Here is a 14,612-nt window from a genome sequence, read left to right as displayed (position 1 = left end):
TGGATCCCGGCCCTCGCCGGGATGACGGAGTGGTGGTGCGGGAGCAGCAACTTAGAGTTGGCGCCGCATTGGACGCACGTCTCCATCCCTTCGTCATCTTCGAATTCGTATCACCGCCTGCTCATCGAGCAGGCGCTTTCTATTAATGCCATCAGCCTTATCGGTGTAACGAGCCGAGGGTATTGAAAAGGACATTTCATGCAAAACAGTCTGTTGAAACCACGTATCATCGATGTCGAAGCAATCGCTCCTGGTCACGCGAAAGTCGTGATGGAGCCGTTCGAGCGTGGTTATGGCCACACCCTGGGCAACGCGCTGCGCCGCGTGCTGCTGTCGTCGATGATCGGCTATGCGCCGACCGAAGTGACGATCGCCGGTGTCGTGCACGAGTACTCGTCGCTGGACGGCGTGCAGGAAGACGTCGTCGACCTGCTGCTGAACCTGAAGGGTGTGGTCTTCAAGGTCCACAACCGTGACTCCGTCACCCTGACCCTGAAGAAGGAAGGCGAAGGCGCCGTGCTGGCTTCGGACATCGACCTGCCGCATGACGTGGAACTGATCAACCCGGATCACGTGATCGCCCACCTGACCGCCGGCGGCAAGCTGGACATGCAGATCAAGGTCGAGAAGGGCCGCGGCTATGTGCCGGGCAACGTGCGCCGCCTGTCGGAAGACACCAACAAGACCATCGGCCGCATCATCCTGGACGCATCGTTCTCGCCGGTCCGCCGCGTGTCCTACGCCGTTGAATCGGCCCGTGTCGAGCAGCGTACCGACCTGGACAAGCTGATCATCAACATCGAGACCAACGGCGTCATCACCCCGGAAGAGGCGATCCGCCAGTCGGCACGCGTGCTGGTCGACCAGTTGAACGTGTTCGCCGCCCTGGAAGGCACCGAAGCCGCCGCCGAAGCGCCGTCGCGTGCTCCGCTGGTCGATCCGATCCTGTTGCGTCCGGTGGACGACCTGGAACTGACCGTCCGTTCGGCAAACTGCCTGAAGGCCGAGAACATCTACTACATCGGCGACCTGATCCAGCGCTCGGAAAACGAACTGCTCAAGACCCCGAACCTGGGCCGCAAGTCGCTCAACGAAATCAAGGAAGTCCTGGCTTCGCGCGGCCTGACCCTCGGCATGAAGCTCGAGAACTGGCCGCCTGCTGGCCTGGAGAAGTAATTGCTGTACCTGCCCGGACAATGTCTGTCCGGGCAGTTTTCAACCCCTGAAACCGGTCCGCGGTCACGCGCAAGCGTGAACGATCGAAGAACTGGAATGTAAACACTCGAAAGGAAGTACCATGCGTCATCGTCACGGCCTCCGTAAGCTGAACCGTACCTCGTCCCACCGTCTCGCCATGCTGCGCAACATGACTGTTTCGCTGCTGCGTCACGAAGCCATCAAGACCACCCTGCCGAAAGCCAAGGAACTGCGCCGCGTCGTCGAGCCGATCCTGACCCTGGGCAAGACCGACACCCTGGCTAACAAGCGTCTGGCGTTCTCGCGCCTGCGCGACCGCGAAATGGTGCTGAAGCTGTTCGCTGAACTGGGCCCGCGCTACGCGAACCGCAACGGCGGCTACCTGCGTATCCTGAAGATGGGTTTCCGTGTTGGCGACAACGCTCCGATGGCATACGTCGAGCTGGTCGACCGTCCGGAAGTCGGCACCGCTGAAGAAGCGCCGACCGCCGAGTAATCACGGTCGCTTCAAGAAAAACCAGGCTTTCATGCCTGGTTTTTTTTCGCCTTCAGCGTCGCCGCAGGCAAGGATAAGCGTACCGGTGTACCATTCCGGCGGGCACCAACACTCATTGCTTACCATGATCCGATTTTCCGTCCGCCGCCTGTGGCTGGCCTGCACGGCGCTGCTGACCTTTTTCGTACTCCTGCACGCAGGCGCGGCGCGCGCCGAACAGGAATTCCTCGATCCCGCCATCGCCTTCCGCTTCGAGGCGCGCATGGCCGAACCGCAGACGCTGGAAGTGCGCTACCGGATCGCCGACGCGTACTACATGTACCGCGAGCGTTTCGCCTTCCGCGCCGATGGCGTCAAGCTCGGCACGCCCGAGATCCCGCCCGGGAAGGTGAAGTACGACGAGACCTTCCAGAAGGACGTCGAGACCTACAAGGGCGAAGTCGTGATCCGGATCCCGGTCCAGGGCAGCGGCCCGTTTACCCTGACGGCGAGCAGCCAGGGCTGCGCCGACGCCGGCCTGTGCTATCCGCCGCAGGACCATAGCGCCCGGCTGTCGGCAGGCGCGGGCGGAGCCGCCCCGGCGCTGCCGATCGGCGCCAACGCGTCCGGCATGTCCACCGCGCTGCCGTCGGTGGCGATGGATATGGCGCCGGCCACTCCGGTCCAGGCGCCGGCCGCGCCCAACGCACCCTCGGCCGCGGCCCAGCCGTCCGACATGGCCGGCATCGCCGGCATCCTGGAAGGCGGCCGCCTGCTGGCGATCGTCCCGGCCTTCGTCCTGCTCGGCCTGGGCCTGGCCTTCACGCCCTGCGTGCTGCCGATGGTGCCGATCCTGTCCTCGATCATCGTCGGCGAAGGCCGCCAGGCAAGCCGCTCGCGCGGCTTCATCTTGTCAAGCACCTATTCGCTCGGCATGGCGATCGTCTACACGGCGCTGGGCGTGGCCGCCGGCCTAGCGGGCGAGGGCCTGGCCGCCGCCCTGCAGAATCCCTGGGTGCTGGGCGCATTCGCCCTCCTGATCGTGGCGATGGCGATGTCGATGTTCGGCTTCTACGAACTGCAGATGCCGGCCGCGCTGCAGACCCGGCTTGCCGACGTTTCCGGCCGCCAGTCGGGCGGCAAGCTGGCCGGGGTGTTCGCCATGGGCGCCATCTCGGCGCTGATCGTCGGCCCCTGCGTGGCCGCGCCCCTGGCCGGCGCCCTGGTCTACATCAGCCAGACCCGCGACGTGGTGATCGGCGGCGCCGCCCTGTTCGCCATGGCGGTCGGGATGAGCATTCCACTGCTGCTGGTGGGCGTCTCGGCCGGCTCGCTGCTGCCGCGCGCCGGGGCCTGGATGGAATCTGTCAAGCGCCTGTTCGGCGTGCTGATGCTGGCGATGGCCCTGTGGCTGGTGTCGCCGGTGCTGCCGCCGATCGTGCAGATGCTGGGCTGGGCGGCGCTGCTGTTCGGCTATGGTTTCTACCTGATGCGCAAGCACCGCCACTGGGCCTCGATGGCCGCGGGTGCCGCGTTTGCGGTGCTGGGAGCGGTGCAGCTGGTCGGCGCCGCCACCGGCGGGCGCGATGCGCTGGCGCCGCTGGCGCACCTGACGGGCGGCGCCCACCAGGGCCTGGTCTTCAAGCGCATCAAGACGGTCCAGGACCTCGACCGCGAGCTGGCCAATGCCGGCGGCAAGACCGTGATGCTGGATTTCTATGCCGACTGGTGCGTGTCCTGCAAGGAGATGGAAAGGTTCACCTTCGTCGACCCGGCGGTGCAGGCCAAGCTGGCCGATACCATCCTGCTGCAGGTCGACGTGACCGCCAACGACGCCGAGGACAAGGCGATGCTGAAGCGTTTTAAACTGTTCGGACCGCCGGGGATCATCCTGTTCGGGCCGGACGGGCAGGAGATTCCGGACAGCCGGGTGATCGGCTACCAGGATGCGAAGAAGTTCCTGAACTCGCTGGCCAAGCTGCCCTGAGCCGAGCATAAAAAAAGACGCCGAGGCGTCTTTTTTTACGTCGAGGCCGGCAATCAGCCTCGCATCATCTTGCCGTGGCCGCCGTGGTGACGGCCGCCGCGGCGCTGCTGCTCGTCGAACACCTTGCGCTGTTCCGGGCTCAAGGCCGCGTACAGGCTGTTCAGGGCCGACAGGCGCGCTTCCATGCGGGCGGTGCGCTCCTTCTGCAGGGCGATGCGGCGCTCCAGGCGCTGCGGTGCGGTCAAGGCGGCGCGCTGCTCCTTGTTCAGGCGCTGGCCGGCGCGCTCCCCTTGTTGCGGCGGATTCATGCTGGTCACGAAAGCCTGCCACACCGGCTGCTGGGCCGGGGTCAGTTTCAGCGATTCGGCCAGCCTGGCCTGGCGCGCGGCGCGCTGTTCAACACGCTTGGCACGGAACTCGGCCATTTTCGCCTTGCGCTGCTCGGGAGTCAGCTTGTGGAATTCGGCGCGCTTGGCTTCGCGCTGTTCCTTGCTCATGGCATGTGCATGGCGGCCCTCAGGCGGGGCGGTGGTCTGCGCCTGCACGCCGAGCGAGGCGCCGGCGATACCGAAGGCGGCCAGGACGATCACGATGTTTTTGCGGACGGTATTCATTGTGTATTCCTTTGGTGAGAGTCAGGTGGGTGTGCACTTTGCATCCGGACTGCTCGCTGCACGGTTCCCATCATCGATCCAAACTGTAACCGTGGAATTTCCCCTGTCCGATTCTTTGTATCAATATGTTTCGCGCCTATGGGCATATACATGCCGATACAAAACCGCTGTCCACACTTGGCTTAGATGCGGATAATTGAGGTTATGGATAATCCCTCTACGATTTTGATTGTCGACGACGATCGCGACATCCGCACCCTGCTCGCCGACTACCTGGAATCGAACGGCTACCGCACCATGTCGGCGGCCGACGGCACCGGCATGTGGAAGGCGCTCGACGACGCGCGCCCCGACCTGATCGTGCTCGACCTGAACATGCCGGGCGACGATGGCCTGACCCTGTGCCGCAAGCTGCGCGCCACCTCCAGCCTGCCGGTCATCATGCTGACCGCCCGCAACGAGCCGCTCGACCGCATCCTCGGCCTCGAGATGGGCGCCGACGACTACCTGCCCAAGCCCTTCGAGCCGCGCGAGCTGCTGGCCCGCATCCGCAGCGTGCTGCGCCGTTCGCACGCGATGCCCTCGAACGCCCCGTCCGAGAACGTGCAGCAGATGCGCTTCTCCGGCTGGACCCTGGACCTGACCGCGCGCCACCTGGTCAATCCGCAGGGCGTGGTCATCATGCTGTCGGGCGCCGAGTTCCGCCTGCTGCGCGTGTTCCTGGAACACCCCAATCGCGTGCTCAACCGCGACCAGCTGCTCAACCTGACCCAGGGCCGCGACGCCGACCCCTTCGACCGCTCGATCGACATCCAGATCAGCCGCCTGCGCCAGAAGCTGGGCGAGGATGCGCGCATGCCCCAGATCATCAAGACCGTGCGTAACGGCGGCTACGTGCTGGCCGGCCAGGTGACCGTGGAGCCGCCTGCGTGAAAGCCTTCTTCGGATCGATGACCGGGCGCGTGTTCATCACGATCCTGCTCGGTATCCTGATCTCCGCGGCGCTGACCCAGCTGGCAGCCGACCTCGAGCGCCAGCGCGTCATCGAACAGCAGCGCGACCAGCACCTGCTCGAGCGCGCCGAACAACTGGTGATGGCGACCGAAATCGTGCCGGCCTCGGCGCGTTCGGTCTACCTGTCGGTGGCCAACCGCCCGGGCCTGCGCCTGGAAGTCGGCGCTCCCCAGCCGCTGGCGGAGGAGAAGAGCTGGTTCGCGCGCTCGCTGGCGGCGCGCCTGGGCGACGGCTACGGCATCAGCTCGGCGGCGAACCGCCCGGCCTCGTGCGACATGCCGCACCAGCAGGCCGTGCTCTACGGCCTGATCCGCTCCCAGTGGCACGGCGCCTGCGAAACCCTGAACGTGCGCCTGCGCGACGGCGAGGAGCTGCGCCTGTCGGTGCTGCCGCCGCGCTCGGCCTTCACCGGTCCCGAAACCGACTACCGCACCACCATCGGCCTGTTCCTGCTCAGCATCGCCGCGCTCGCCTACGTGGTAGCGCGCATGACCACCCGCCCGCTGAAAGTGCTGGCACGGGCCGCCCAGGACCTGGGACACGACATCAACCGCGCGCCGCTCGAACTGACCGGCGCCAGCGAGATCCGCCAGGCCAGCGCCGCCTTCAACGCGATGCAGGCGCGGATCCGCCAGTACATCTTCCAGCGCACCCAGATGCTGGCGGCGATCACGCACGACCTGCAGACGCCGCTGACCCGCATGCGCCTGCGCCTTGAAAAGGTGCCGGACGCGGAACTGCAGGAGCGCCTGATCGGCGACCTGTCGGCCATGCAAGCCATGGTGCGCGAAGGCCTGGTGCTGGCGCGCAGCATGGACACCACCGAGAACATGCAGGCGCTGGACCTCGATTCGCTGCTGGAAGCCGTGTGCGCCGACGCCGTCGACGCCGGCCAGCAGGTCGAGCTGAAGGGGCGTGCCGGCATCGCCCTGCTGGGCCGGCCGCTGGACCTGCGCCGCTGCCTTGGCAATCTGATCGACAACGCGGTGAAGTACGGCCGCGATGCGCGCGTGTGCGTCGAGCGCATCAACGGCGCGGCGCGCGTGCGCATCCGCGACAGCGGTCCCGGCATCCCGGTTGGCGAGCTGGGCCGGGTGTTCGACCCGTTCTACCGCGTCGAGACCTCGCGCTCGCGCGAATCGGGCGGCACCGGACTGGGCCTGACCATCGCCCGCAACATCGCCGAGCAGCACGGCGGCAGCATCGCGCTGGCCAACCATCCGGAGGGCGGCCTGGAAGTGACCCTGGTGCTGCCGGCGTATTACCCGAACAAATAAGGGACAAGCACCAACGCGACGTTGTGGTTACAACATGGCGGATACACAATCCTGAAACACGAGCGTGCGAGAATGCAGCACCGCGTATTGTTTGCACGCGCGGATAACACAAGAGAAAGAGCCGCGGGCACTGGCGGCAAGGGACGAACATGAAAAAGAAGAATGCGGGATTCATCGTGGGTGTCGTGGCGCTGGCCGTTGCCGGCGCCTGGTACCTGAACAAGGGTGACGGCGCCCACGCCGACAATGGCCAGGGCAAGGGGCCGGGCGCCAAGGGCGGCATGCCGCCCACCACCGTGAACGTGGTGGCGCCGCAGCGCCAGGACGTCGGGGTGGAGTTGTCCGCGAACGGCACCGTGACCCCGGTGCGCACCGTCGACCTGCACCCGCAGACCACCGCCACCATCCGCCAGGTCCACATCCGCGAAGGCCAGTTCGTCAAGGAAGGCCAGGTCATGTTCTCGCTCGACGACCGCGCCGACCGCGCCAACGTGGCCCGTGCCGAAGCGCAAGTGGCGCAGAACCGCGCCACCCTGGCCGACCTCGAGCGCCAGTACAAGCGCAGCCAGGAACTCGCCGCCCAGAATTTCCTGTCCCAGAGCGCGGTCGATTCCCTGAAGAGCCAGGTCGAGGCGGCCCGGGCCCTTGTGCAGAGCAATGCCGCGGCCGCCCGCGCCAGCCAGGTCAGCGCCAGCTACACCACCATCCGCGCCCCGATGTCGGGCCGCGTCGGCGCCATCGACATCCATCCGGGCGCCCTGGTGCAGCCGTCCACGTCCCTGACGACCATCACCCAGCTCGACCCGATCGACGTTTCCTTCAACCTGCCGGAATCGTCGCTCGGCGCACTGCTGGCGGCCCAGCGCGCCGGCCGGGTGGCGGTGCAGGCCAGCACCGGCTCGGAAGCCAAGCCGGTTACCGGGGAACTGAAGTTCGTGGACAACGCGGTCGACCCGACCGCCGGCACCATCCGTGTGAAAGCCCAGTTCGCCAATCCCGAGGCCTTGCTGTGGCCGGGCCAGTACGTGACCACCCGCATCACCGTCCAGACCATCCGCGACGCCGTCGTGATCCCGCAGAACGCCATCATCACCAGTACCCAGGGCACCTTCGTGTACGTGGTGGGCGAGGGCATGGAGGCGAAGCAGGTCAAGGTGGCGCGCCTGCACGGCTTCGGCGAGTATGCTGCCGTGACCGGCCTGGCCGGCAACGAGAGAGTCATCACCGAAGGCAAGCAGAACCTGCGTCCGGGCGGCAAGGTCCGTCCGGCCAGCGCAGCGGCCGGCACGCCCGCCGCCGATACGCCTGCGAAGAAAGGTGAAAAGGCATGAACCTGTCCGAGCTGTGTATCCGCCGCCCCGTGATGGTGGTGTTGATGTCGCTGTGCCTGATCCTGGTCGGCGTCCTTGCCTACATGCATATTCCGGTCGCGGCGCTGCCGAGCTATAACACGCCGGTCATCAACGTCAACGCCAACCTGGCGGGCGCCAGCCCGGAGAACATGGCCTCGTCGGTCGCGCTGCCGCTGGAAAAGCAGTTCGCGACCATCGCCGGCATCAAGATGATCAGCTCGACCAGTACCCAGGGCAATACCTCCCTGACGCTGGAGTTCGACGAATCGATCGACGTCAACCAGGCCGCGGTGGACGTGCAGGCCGCCCTGCTGCAGGCCCAGCGCCAGCTGCCGCAGGAAATGACCGACCTGCCGTCCTACCGCAAGATCAATCCGGCCGACGCTCCGATTCTGTTCATGCACATGACCTCGCCGTCGATGGACTTGTCGGAGCTGAACGACTACGCGGAAAACCTGGTCTCACCGGCGATCTCGACCCTGCCCGGCATTGCCCAGGTGACGGTCAACGGCGGCAAGCGCTTCGCGGTGCGGGTGCGCGCCAGGCACGACCTGATGAGCGCGCGTAACATCTCGATGTCCGAGCTGGCCACGGCGCTGCGCTCGGCCAACTCGATTACCCCGCTGGGCATCCTCGACGGCCCGACCCAGAGCCTGACCATCCAGGGCGGCGGCCAGCTGATGCGCGCCGCCGACTTCGCCGGCCTGATCGTCGCCACCCGCGACGGCCAGCCGGTACGCCTGCGCGACATCGCCGAGGTCGAGGACAGCTACCAGTCCGTCAAGGCTACCGGCAGCCTGAACGGCGAACGCTCGATCGTGCTGATGGTCCAGCGCCAGCCCAACGCCAATACCGTGCAGGTGGTCGACGCAGTGCGCGCGCTGATGCCGCGTTTCGAGGAGCAGCTGCCGCGCTCGATCACGATCCACCTGGTGAACGACCGCTCGGAATCGATCCGCGAAGCGATCCACGACGTCAACCTGACCCTGGCCGGCACCGTGTTGCTGGTCATCCTGGTGATCTTCCTGTTCCTGCACCGCCTGACCGCGACCTTCATTCCGGCCGTCACGGTGCCGATCTCGCTGCTGGGCGCGCTCTCGCTGTTGTATGCCTTCGGCTACAGCCTCGACAACATTTCCCTGCTCGGTATCACGCTGGCCGTCGGCCTGGTGGTCGACGACGCCATCGTGGTGCTGGAAAACATCGTGCGTCACATGGAAATGGGCAAGAAGCCGCTGCAGGCGGCCCTGGTCGGCTCGCGCGAGGTGGCCTTCACCATCATTTCGATCTCGATCTCCCTGGTGGCGGTATTCATCCCGATCTTCTTCATGCCGGGCGTGATCGGACTGCTGTTCCGCGAATTCGCCGTGATCGTCGGCCTGGCCGTGCTGGTCTCGGCCCTGGTGTCGCTGACCCTGGTGCCGATGCTGTGCTCGCGCATGATCAAGCAGGGCGGCCACGTCGATCCGAAAGAAATGTCCTGGGTCGGCCGCCGCTTCGAAGCGATGTTCACCAACGTGCGCGACGGCTACGCCCGCACCCTGGACATGGCGCTGCGCCACCGCTTCCTGGTCTTGATGCTGGCGCTCGGCACCTTCGTGCTGACCGCCGTCCTGTACGTAACCATGCCGAAAGGCTTCTTCCCGGAAGAAGACATCGGGCAGCTCCGCGTGACGGTCGAGGCGGCCGAGGACACCTCCTCGGTGGCCCTGCAGAAGTTGCAGGCCCAGGTGGTGGACATCGTGCGCGCCAACCCGCACGTGAAGGACGTGACCTCGTTCACCGGCGGCGGCAATACCGGCCGCATGTTCCTGGTACTGAAGCCGCGCAGCGAGCGCCCGCCGATGCCGCAGGTCGTCGACCAGCTGCGCAAGGCCACCCGCGGTGTCGCCGGCGTGCAGGTGTTCATGTCGCCGGTGCAGAACCTGCAGCTGGGCGGTCGCCAGTCCAAGAGCCGCTACCAGTACACGCTGCAGAGCGTATCGGGCGGCGAGATCGGCGGCTGGGCCGAGCAGTTCCTGGAGCGCATGCGCGCCGACCAGCGTTTCCGCGACGTCACCAGCGACTCGCAGAACAAGGCGCTGCAGGCCACCATCGACATCGACCGCGACAAGGCCGCGCTGCTGGGCGTGGAGATGGCCGACATCCGCACCGTGCTCTACGCTTCCTTCGGCGAGCGCCAGGTCTCGACCATCTACTCGACCGCGGCCAGCTACTACGTGATCCTGGAAGCGGCGGCCGCCGACCGCTACTACGACGAGGCGCTGTCGCGCGTCTCGGTGCGATCCAAGAACGGCGACCTGGTCAAGCTGTCGAGCTTCGCCACCGTCAAGCGCACGGTCGGCCCGCTGGCCGTCAACCACCAGGGCCAGCTGCAGGCGATCACGCTGTCCTTCAACCTGGCGCCGGGCGTGCCGCTGGGCGACGCCACCGCCGCCATCGAACAGATGGGCCGCGACATGAAGCTGCCGGCCTCGATCATCACCAACTACGGCGGCGATGCCCAGGTGTTCAAGGATACCCAGTCGAGCCAGCTCATCCTGATCATCGCCGCCATCGGCGTGATCTACGTGCTGCTGGGCGTGCTGTACGAGAGCTACATCCACCCGATCACCATCCTGGCCGGCCTGCCGTCCGCCGCGGTCGGGGCGTTGCTGACGCTGTGGATGTTCGACATGGACCTGACCCTGATCGCGATGATCGGTATCCTGATGCTGATCGGTATCGTGAAGAAGAACGCGATCATGATGATCGACTTCGCCCTCGACGCCCAACGCAACGGGGGCATGAGTCCCCAGGAGGCGATCCGCGAAGCCTGCATCCTGCGTTTCCGCCCGATCCTGATGACCACCCTGGCGGCAATGATGGGCGCGCTGCCGATCGCGCTGGGCATCGGCGCCGGCGCCGAGCTGCGTCAGCCGCTGGGCCTGGCCGTGGTCGGCGGCCTGATCTTCTCGCAGGTGATCACGCTGTACATCACCCCGGTGATCTACCTCTACCTCGACAAGTACAGCGGCACCGGTCCGATGACGGACCGCCAATTGGCCAAGCTGGAAGCGGCGCACTGATGGTGCGCGGCAGGCGGAGCGATCCGCCTGCCGGTTTCCGGCGGCCTGAAACATCTTGTAACACCGTTCCGGGGTGCGCCCGGGTAAGCTGTGTTGCTCTTTAAGTAGTTCCAAAGTGCGCGGCCGCTGCAAAACGGTTAGACTGCGGCTCTCGCAGTATTGATAGACGCCGATCAGGAACCCGTTCGACCTTGCGTGACCATTCCCACATCTACGACGAGCACAGCGACGTGTGCACGCATTGCGGCCAGCCGCTGCCGATGCAGGGCAGGCCCGTGCTCACGTACGGTCGCCAGGGACCGAACCGTCCGGCGCTGGTCGGCACGATCCTGCTGCACGTGCTGCTGGTCGTGATCTGGCTGTTCCAGCCCGACAAGGATGCGAAGCAGGCCAAGCCGGCCTCGGGCGACGAGGGCAAGGTGGTCTACGTCGCACCGCTGCAACAGAAAGAGGCGGAGGCGCCGCGCCAGCAAGCCCCCAAACCCTTGCCGATGCCGTCCATCCCGGTGCCGAAGCAGGAGCGCATCGAGATCGCGCGCCTGCCCGACACGATCACGACCCCGCCGGAAGAACCGGTCAAGGAAAGCAAGCCGCCCCAGAAGTTCGACGAGCAAAAACCTGTCGACATGCAGGATTTCATCAACGCCAAGCGCCGCCAGCGCGGTGCGGCGACCGGCAGCGAACAGCCGTCGGCCGAGGAAAGCGATGCGGCCAAGGGCATGCGCAATGCGCTTGCCAACATCGCCGCCATCAATGGCCGCGGCCGCGAAGACCGCAACGAAAGCGGCGGCGTGTTCTCGGTGTCGAACAAGACCTTCCACAGCATGGACCTGAAGTTCCGCGGCTGGAACCCGAACTTCCAGCGCCGCTGGCTGACGCAGGTGACGGTGGAGCAGGGCAACGAGCCCGACATCGAGATCGCCGTGGTCAAGAAGATGATCGAGCTGATCCGCCGCGAGAAGACCGGCGACTTCGAATGGGATTCGCACCGCCTCGGCCGCATTATCAAGCTGAGCGCGCGGCCGCAGGATACCGACCAGCTGATGACTTTCCTGTTCAAGGAAATGTTCCCGGAATACAAGCCGCCACCGCAGTGGCGCTAAGGCCCGGGGATGGTGGAACGAGCGGCCAGCTCCTGGAATTGCTTCCGGAAGCCAGCCGTGCTACCGCCGTCCCGCTTGTCGGCTAGGGGAGGAAGATTTCCCCCTGCACAGCCGGCACAGCGCTTCCGGCATGCGCCGGTAGGTTGTCGTAAACGACGACCTCGGCACCGGTCTTGGGATCGGTCTGCCAGATCCGCAGGCCGAAGCGGCCCGCCTGCCCCTTGCCGCGCGACGTGCCGGCCGTCGCGGTCAGCTTGAACCCGTAGTCTCCCGTGCCGTTGATCGTGCCCCGGCCTTCGAACTGCCCGCCTGCGCCGCGCGCCGCCAGCGGCCTCATCTCGACGCTGCGGAAGTTAAGCATACCCACCTGGAACTGCAGCTGTGCTTTCACGACCTTGGCCTGAGCGCTCGTTGCGCTCGGGACAAGGAAGCTGAAGCTCGCCCTGCCGGCCGGGCCGCCGTCTTTCCGGTTCGCCGCCGCAGGTGACTGGAACCAGCCGCTACCGACTGCGTTGCCTGCTGCCTTCTCGTATGCAATGATCGTACGGCTGACGGTTGGCCCCTGTCCGCTGCGGTCACCCACTTTCACCGACACCGTGTAGATTCCCGGCGCGATGTAACGGTGGCTTGCGCTGGCCTGGCCGAGGCCTCGGCTTTCGCGCGCGTTACCTTGCTGCACGCCGCTACCGTCACCCCAGGACCAGAACACGTTATGCCGTGCCGCCGGGTCGTTGCCAGCAAAGCTGACGGAAGCATCGAACGGCGCGCCGACCTCGACCGTGTCAGCGGATTCGATCGGCGCGACGGTATGCGGGCCCGGGCAGCCGCAGTCGGGCTTCAACAAGGCGAACGCGCCGGTCAGAAAGGCCAGAATCGTCCCATTGTCGGAGATGGCAGCAGCCGCCTCCACCCTCAGTCCGGGCGGGGCATGGCGCAGGCGCTTGTTCAGGTCGATCATTCCATCCCTGCGCGTCCAGATGAAGCCGCTACGTACAAACGTTGAGATGTCGGCCCCGCCAACGACCTGCTCCCTGTTGTTGACCCCGTAGGAAAACGAGATCGGGCCGCCGAGGGTGCCGAGGTCGATCAGGCCCCTGGCGCGCGTCCACAATCCGGCATGATCGACGCCGTTCGGGAAACGGATGTTAGCCGCGACATTCCCGTTCCGGCTCATTGGTTTCGAGTAGAGGAACGACTCGACACCGCCGGCCGTACCGATGCTGCGCATGCCGCTGCTGCGGGTCCAGACGAAAATGTTGTTCAGGCCGCTCGCATTCGTCGAGTTACCGACGGCCATTCCATCGTCACTGAGTGCCGCGACGCCGCTACGGGTCCCGCCAAGCGTGCCGAGATCGATCATGCCCGACTTGTGCGTCCAGACAAACGCGTGTGTGTTGCCGCCGGGCGCCTCGCCCAGGCCCCCGATCATGCCGGCATCGTTGATCGCGTGCGCAAAACTGGCGCCCGACGGGTTGCCCGGCAATCCGCCAAGGTCCCGCATCCCGGCGCCGGGGCGCCACAGGAAGGCGTGGGTCGGCCCGGCCTGGGTAGCCGAATAGCCGACCACCTGCCCACGATGATTGATCGGTCGAGTCTCGCCCGTGATCGATGAGCTGCCGCCCAGGGTGCCCAGGTCGCGCATCCCGCCTTGCCTGCTCCACTTGAACGCGTGATAGGCGGCGTCACCGGCAGGATAGGAATAGCCGGCCACTTCTCCGGCATCGTTCATGCCGGTGACGATGGATTGTGTTCCGCCCAGGGTGCCGATATCCTGCAGCGATTTCCCATCATAGAAATAGGCGCGCCAGGCACCGTTTTCATCAATGATCGAGAACGCCATCTGGTCCCTGGCATTGAACCCGGAAAACCCCGTCAGTCCAATGCCTGGCAGGTTGATTACCCGGTAGGCCTTGGGCGCCGCAGCCGAATGCTGCGCGTGTGCACTGGTCAGATCGGGCTGTGACTGCGCGGCGCCTGGCGCAGTCGCTAATGCCAGGCCACTGAACAGGCACGGCAAGAGCCAGAGCAGACGTCTCTTTGACTGGACAAGCTGGTTCATGCGTAACATAACTTCCTCCAGATAATGGTTGGGAGAGCAGGCTCCGGACAAGGGCTTGCCCAAGGCCTGCCTGCCCATCCTTACCCATCGCACGACGGCGGCGCCTGCGTGCGCGCATGCCTTACGGCCGGACTCACTTCTACTGCCTCAAGCGAGTCCGCGTTTCAGAAAACGTGAAGGCCTTTTCCTGTTCGCAGGAAATTGCCTCGATCCGGCGCAAACCATTACTGATGAGCTTGTTCTTGCCCATACGACTCCATCGCCGGAGCGTTTAGGCTGAGCTCATGCCTGTCGATCCGGACGGGCATCTGTTTTGCCTGGATGAATCAAGGCCAGGCATTGTTCTTCACATTGACGGAGAGCACTTATGACCGACAAGCACCACGAGGCAGTCAGCCCATCGCGCCGCGCAGCCCTGAAGACGGCCGGCCTTACCCTTTGCGCCGGCATGCTGCCGTTCGGCGGC

10 protein-coding genes are annotated in these 14,612 nt (G+C 65.6%); 8 read left to right on the top strand and 2 right to left on the bottom strand.

Annotation, left to right across the window (positions count from 1 at the left end; translation table 11 throughout):
* Positions 1-198 precede the first annotated feature (198 nt).
* The 3 genes from ACK4S9_RS19545 to dsbD all read left to right on the top strand — a co-directional run bounded on the left by ACK4S9_RS19545 (position 199) and on the right by dsbD (position 3,659).
* Positions 199-1,176: a DNA-directed RNA polymerase subunit alpha gene (locus tag ACK4S9_RS19545; protein ID WP_027867241.1), complete on the top strand. Its 978-nt coding sequence runs from the start codon at positions 199-201 to the stop codon at positions 1,174-1,176.
* 121 nt (positions 1,177-1,297) lie between these two features.
* A complete protein-coding gene (gene rplQ, locus ACK4S9_RS19540) occupies positions 1,298-1,693 on the top strand; it encodes a 50S ribosomal protein L17 (RefSeq protein ID WP_281912317.1) in 396 nt (131 codons plus the stop codon).
* 124 nt (positions 1,694-1,817) lie between these two features.
* Positions 1,818-3,659, top strand: coding sequence for a protein-disulfide reductase DsbD (gene dsbD, locus ACK4S9_RS19535; RefSeq protein ID WP_409729055.1), 1,842 nt, complete (start codon positions 1,818-1,820; stop codon positions 3,657-3,659).
* A gap of 53 nt (positions 3,660-3,712) precedes the next feature.
* On the opposite strand, the gene ACK4S9_RS19530 is transcribed toward dsbD, so the two are convergent.
* Positions 3,713-4,273 carry a Spy/CpxP family protein refolding chaperone gene (locus tag ACK4S9_RS19530; protein WP_409729053.1) on the bottom strand — a complete coding sequence of 187 codons (561 nt, stop codon included), beginning with the start codon at positions 4,271-4,273 and terminating at the stop codon, positions 3,713-3,715.
* A gap of 204 nt (positions 4,274-4,477) precedes the next feature.
* Here ACK4S9_RS19530 and ACK4S9_RS19525 point away from each other — a divergent pair, with 204 nt between their 5' ends.
* The 5 genes from ACK4S9_RS19525 to ACK4S9_RS19505 all read left to right on the top strand — a co-directional run bounded on the left by ACK4S9_RS19525 (position 4,478) and on the right by ACK4S9_RS19505 (position 12,087).
* The gene (locus ACK4S9_RS19525) at positions 4,478-5,206 is read left to right on the top strand and encodes a response regulator (RefSeq protein ID WP_027867238.1); all 729 of its coding nucleotides are present in this window, start codon (positions 4,478-4,480) and stop codon (positions 5,204-5,206) included.
* The gene (locus ACK4S9_RS19520) at positions 5,203-6,564 is read left to right on the top strand and encodes an ATP-binding protein (RefSeq protein WP_409729051.1); all 1,362 of its coding nucleotides are present in this window, start codon (positions 5,203-5,205) and stop codon (positions 6,562-6,564) included. Before ACK4S9_RS19525 ends, ACK4S9_RS19520 begins: the two co-directional genes overlap by 4 nt.
* 149 nt (positions 6,565-6,713) lie before the next feature.
* On the top strand, positions 6,714-7,895 hold the full coding sequence (locus ACK4S9_RS19515) for an efflux RND transporter periplasmic adaptor subunit (RefSeq protein WP_409729049.1): 1,182 nt from the start codon (positions 6,714-6,716) through the stop codon (positions 7,893-7,895).
* Positions 7,892-10,984, top strand: a complete 3,093-nt coding sequence (locus tag ACK4S9_RS19510; protein WP_409729047.1) for an efflux RND transporter permease subunit — start codon at positions 7,892-7,894, stop codon at positions 10,982-10,984. Before ACK4S9_RS19515 ends, ACK4S9_RS19510 begins: the two co-directional genes overlap by 4 nt.
* A gap of 191 nt (positions 10,985-11,175) precedes the next feature.
* Complete coding sequence (locus tag ACK4S9_RS19505) at positions 11,176-12,087, top strand: hypothetical protein (RefSeq protein WP_409729045.1); 912 nt, start codon at positions 11,176-11,178, stop codon at positions 12,085-12,087.
* Positions 12,088-12,169: 82 nt separating this feature from the next.
* Here the strand turns inward: ACK4S9_RS19505 and ACK4S9_RS19500 are convergent, their stop codons facing one another.
* Entirely contained in the window at positions 12,170-14,155 is a 1,986-nt protein-coding gene (locus ACK4S9_RS19500; protein ID WP_409729043.1) for a PKD domain-containing protein, read from the bottom strand.
* Positions 14,156-14,612: the final 457 nt, after the last annotated feature.

The organism is Massilia sp. (genome assembly GCF_046293535.1).
GTDB lineage: Bacteria > Pseudomonadota > Gammaproteobacteria > Burkholderiales > Burkholderiaceae_D > Telluria.
This window is presented reverse-complemented; position numbering and strand designations above follow the sequence as displayed.